This is a genomic window from Achromobacter sp. 46006 (genome assembly GCF_059761975.1).
On the sequence record NZ_JCBANN010000117.1, the window covers coordinates 1 to 3,864 of the forward strand.

Consider the following 3,864-nt stretch of genomic DNA (forward strand, 5'->3'; position numbering starts at 1 on the left):
CGCCATGGCCGCGCGGGACGGCGGCGTTTTGCATTCTGGAGCGTGGCGACACGCAGCGACAAGCATGGAAAATCAAGCGCTCGACCAACCCCGCATCGGCAAGCTGGACGCCGGCCCGCTGGACTCGATCTGCGACGTGGGCGGGATCACCGTCGGCCACAGCACGCTGGATGACGGCGCGCTGCAGACCGGCGTGACCGTGCTGCGGCCGCATGACGGCAACCTCTACCTGGACAAGGTGCCGGCCGCGGCCACCGTGCTGAACGGATTCGGCAAGAGCACCGGCCTGGTCCAGCTACAGGAACTGGGGGTGCTGGAAACACCGATCGCGCTGACCAACACCTTTGGCGTGGGCACCGTGGCCAATGCCCAGATCCGCGCGGCGATTGCCGCCAATCCCGAGATCGGCCGCGCCATGGCCACCGTCAACCCGCTGGTGTTCGAGTGCAACGACGGCTACCTCAACGATATCCAGGCGATGGCGGTGCGGGAATCGCACTACGCCGAGGCGCTGGCTGGCTGCGGCAAGCAGATGGCGCAGGGCGCGGTTGGCGCCGGCCGCGGCATGTCGTGCTTTTCGTTCAAGGGCGGTATCGGCTCGGCCTCGCGCGTGGCTCCGATCCAGCCGGGGTTGCGCTACACCGTGGGCGCGCTGGTGCTGGCCAATTTCGGCCGCCTGCCCAACCTGACCGTGGCCGGCCGGCCGTTCGGCCGGCGGTTGGCGGACCAATTGGACCGCGGCCTGGCACAGGCTGGCGAGAACGCCGCCATCGCGCCGGAGAAGGGCTCCATTATTCTGGTGGTCGCGACCGATGCGCCGCTCGATGCCCGCCAGCTGCGCCGCCTGTCGTTGCGTGCCGGCGCCGGCCTGGCGCGCACCGGGTCGGTGTTCGGGCATGGCAGCGGCGATATCGCGCTGGCGTTCTCCACCGCCTATACGGTGCCGCAGCGGGCCGAGCAGCCGATGCCGGCCATCGCGATGCTGCACGAAACCCGCATCGATCCGCTGTTCGAGGCGGCGGCCGAGGCCTGCGAGCAGGCCATCATCGCCGCGCTCTGGCACGCCCAGGGCGTGCAGGGGCGCGATGGACATTACCGCGCCGCCATCCGCGATGCCGCGCCCGCCTGGCGCCAATGGCTGGCGGACACCGAATTCTGAATCCCATCTAGGCCCTATCATGAAGATCCTGATTTCCACCGATATCGAAGGCGTCGCCGGCGTCTTCCATGCTGAACAAGTGCGTGCCGGCAACGGCGAATACGAGCGTGCCCGCGCCTGGATGACCGGCGAGGCCAACGCCGCGGTGCAAGGCGCGATCGCCGGCGGCGCCACGGAGGTCCTGGTCAATGATTCGCATGGCGGCTTCCGCAACCTGCTGCCTGACGGCATCGACGAACGCGCCCGCCTGGTGCTGGGCAAGCCGCGCTACCTGGGCATGATGGGTGGCCTGGAGGAGGGCTGCGATGCCGTCTTCATGATCGGCTACCACTCGCGCTCGCAGGGCCGCGGCGTCCTGGCGCACACCATCAACAGCTTTGCCTTCGCGCGTGTCGTCATCAATGGCATGGAGCTGGGCGAGGCCGGCTTGTACGGCGCGCTGGCGGGCGAGATGGGCGTGCCCGTCGTCCTGGCCTCCGGCGACGACGTGTTCATCGCCGAAACCACCAGCCTGTTCCCCGGCGCACAGTGGGTGCAGACCAAGGTGGCGCACGGGCAGGGCAGCGGCGTGACCCTGTCGCCCGCGGCCTCGCGCCGCGCCATTGCCGCTGCCGCCGAGGCCGCGGTGCGCGAGGCGAAGAAGGCGGTTCCGTTCCGGATCGCGCCCCCTATAGAATGCCGGTTGCAGACCCAGAGCGCGGCGCTTGCCGACCTGTTCTGCATGTGGCCCACGCTCGAGCGCGTGGACGGCGTGACCCTGCGGTTCACCACCGACAGCATGCAGTCCGCCGTCCGCACGCTCAACAGCCTGGCCGCCATGTCCTTCATGTTGCGCTAAGGAAACCCATGTCCAGCACCGACACCCGTATCGCCGAATTGCGGCAGGCCATGCGCCGCCGCGGCCTGTCCGCCTATATTGTGCCGTCCTCGGACCCGCACCTGTCCGAATACCTGCCGGCGCGCTGGCAGGGGCGGCGCTGGCTGTCGGGCTTCACGGGTTCGGTGGGCACGCTGGTGGTGACGGCCGATTTCGCCGGCCTGTGGGTCGACAGCCGCTATTGGGTGCAGGCCGAGGCGCAACTGGCCGGCACCGGTGTGCAGTTGATGAAGATCGCCGTCGCCAGCACGCCGGGCCATGTGGACTGGCTGGCCGCCAATACCCGCGCCGGCGACGTCATCGGCGTGGACGGCCAGGTGCTGGGCCTGGCCGCGTTCCGTGCGTTGTCGGTGGCCGCCGCCACGTCCGGCGCCACGCTGGAGATCCGCGCCGACCTGCTGGACGACATCTGGACCGATCGCGCCGGCCTGCCGTCGGCGGCGATCTACGAACACGTGGCGCCGCAGGCCTGTGTCGGGCGCGCCGACAAGCTGGCCCAGGTGCGCGCCGCCATGCGCGCCCACGGCGCCGACGTGCATTTCGTCAGTACCCTCGACGACATCGCCTGGCTGTTCAACCTGCGCGGCGCCGACGTCGACTACAACCCGGTGTTCGTCGGCCATGCGCTGATCGGCCTGGATCACGCCACACTGTTCGTGGCCGACGGCAAGATCGACGCCGCCCTGCGCGCCACGCTGGCCGCCGATGGCGTCGAGGTGGCCGACTACGCCCAGGCCGCCGACGCGCTGGCCTCGCTGGAACTCGACCAGAAGCTGCTGATCGACCCGGCGCGCGTCACCTGCGGCGTGTTCCATGCGATGGACCCCGCCGTGCCGCGCGTCGAGGCCATCAACCCGTCAACCCTGATCAAGTCACGCAAGACCGACGCCGAGCTGGCCAATGTGCGCCACGCCATGGCGCAAGACGGCGCCGCCCTGTGCGAGTTCTTCGCCTGGTTCGAAGGCGCGCTGGGCAACGAGCGCATCACCGAGCTGACCATCGACGAGCGGATCACCGCCGCCCGCGCGCGCCGCCCGGACTACGTCTGCCCCAGCTTCGCCACCATCGCCGGCTTCAATGCCAACGGCGCCATGCCGCATTACCGCGCCACGGCTGAATCGCACGCCGCCATCGAGGGCGACGGCCTGCTGCTGATCGACTCCGGCGGTCAGTACCTGGGCGGCACCACCGACATCACCCGCGTGGTCGCGGTGGGCACGCCCAGCGCCGACCAGAAGGTTGACTTCACGCTGGTGCTCAAGGGCATGATCGCGCTGTCGCGCGCTTCGTTTCCGCGCGGCACGCCGTCGCCGATGCTGGACGCCATCGCGCGCGCTCCGATCTGGGAAGGCGGCGCCGAATACGGCCACGGCACCGGCCACGGCGTGGGCTATTTCCTGAACGTGCACGAAGGCCCGCAGGTCATCTCCTATCGCGCAGCGCCGGGTCCGCACACGGCCATGGAGCCTGGCATGATCACCTCCAACGAACCGGGCATCTACCGTCCGGGCCGCTGGGGCGTGCGCATCGAGAACCTGGTGGCCAACCGCGCCTGGCTGACGTCCGAGCTGGGCGAGTTCCTGTGTTTCGAGACGCTGACGCTGTGCCCGATCGACACGCGCTGCATCGAGCCGTCGCTGCTGCGCGCGGACGAAACCGCGTGGCTCAACGATTATCACAAGACCGTGTTCGAGCGCCTGTCGCCGCTGGTGGAAGGCGAGGCCCTGGCCTGGCTGGAGCGCCGCACCGCGGCCATCTGATCGTCGCGTCCTGCAATGACAAAAGGCCCCATGGGGCCTTTTGTCATTGCGCTTGCGATGTTGTGCCG

Annotated in this window: 3 protein-coding genes; all 3 read left to right on the forward strand. The window is 69.4% G+C overall.

All coding sequences use genetic code 11. The annotated features are described in order from the left end of the window. Positions 1-4 precede the first annotated feature (4 nt). Genes AC6LKG_RS26285 through AC6LKG_RS26295 form a run of 3 tightly spaced genes read left to right on the forward strand, consistent with a single transcriptional unit; the run spans position 5 to position 3,796 of the window. The gene (locus tag AC6LKG_RS26285; RefSeq protein WP_498169888.1) at positions 5-1,159 is read left to right on the forward strand and encodes a DmpA family aminopeptidase; all 1,155 of its coding nucleotides are present in this window, start codon (positions 5-7) and stop codon (positions 1,157-1,159) included. Positions 1,160-1,178: 19 nt separating this feature from the next. After that, a complete protein-coding gene (locus AC6LKG_RS26290) occupies positions 1,179-1,997 on the forward strand; it encodes a M55 family metallopeptidase (RefSeq protein ID WP_498169882.1) in 819 nt (272 codons plus the stop codon). Between the two features lie 8 nt (positions 1,998-2,005). Continuing rightward, positions 2,006-3,796 carry an aminopeptidase P family protein gene (locus AC6LKG_RS26295; protein WP_498169885.1) on the forward strand — a complete coding sequence of 597 codons (1,791 nt, stop codon included), beginning with the start codon at positions 2,006-2,008 and terminating at the stop codon, positions 3,794-3,796. The last annotated feature ends 68 nt before the right edge of the window (positions 3,797-3,864 follow it).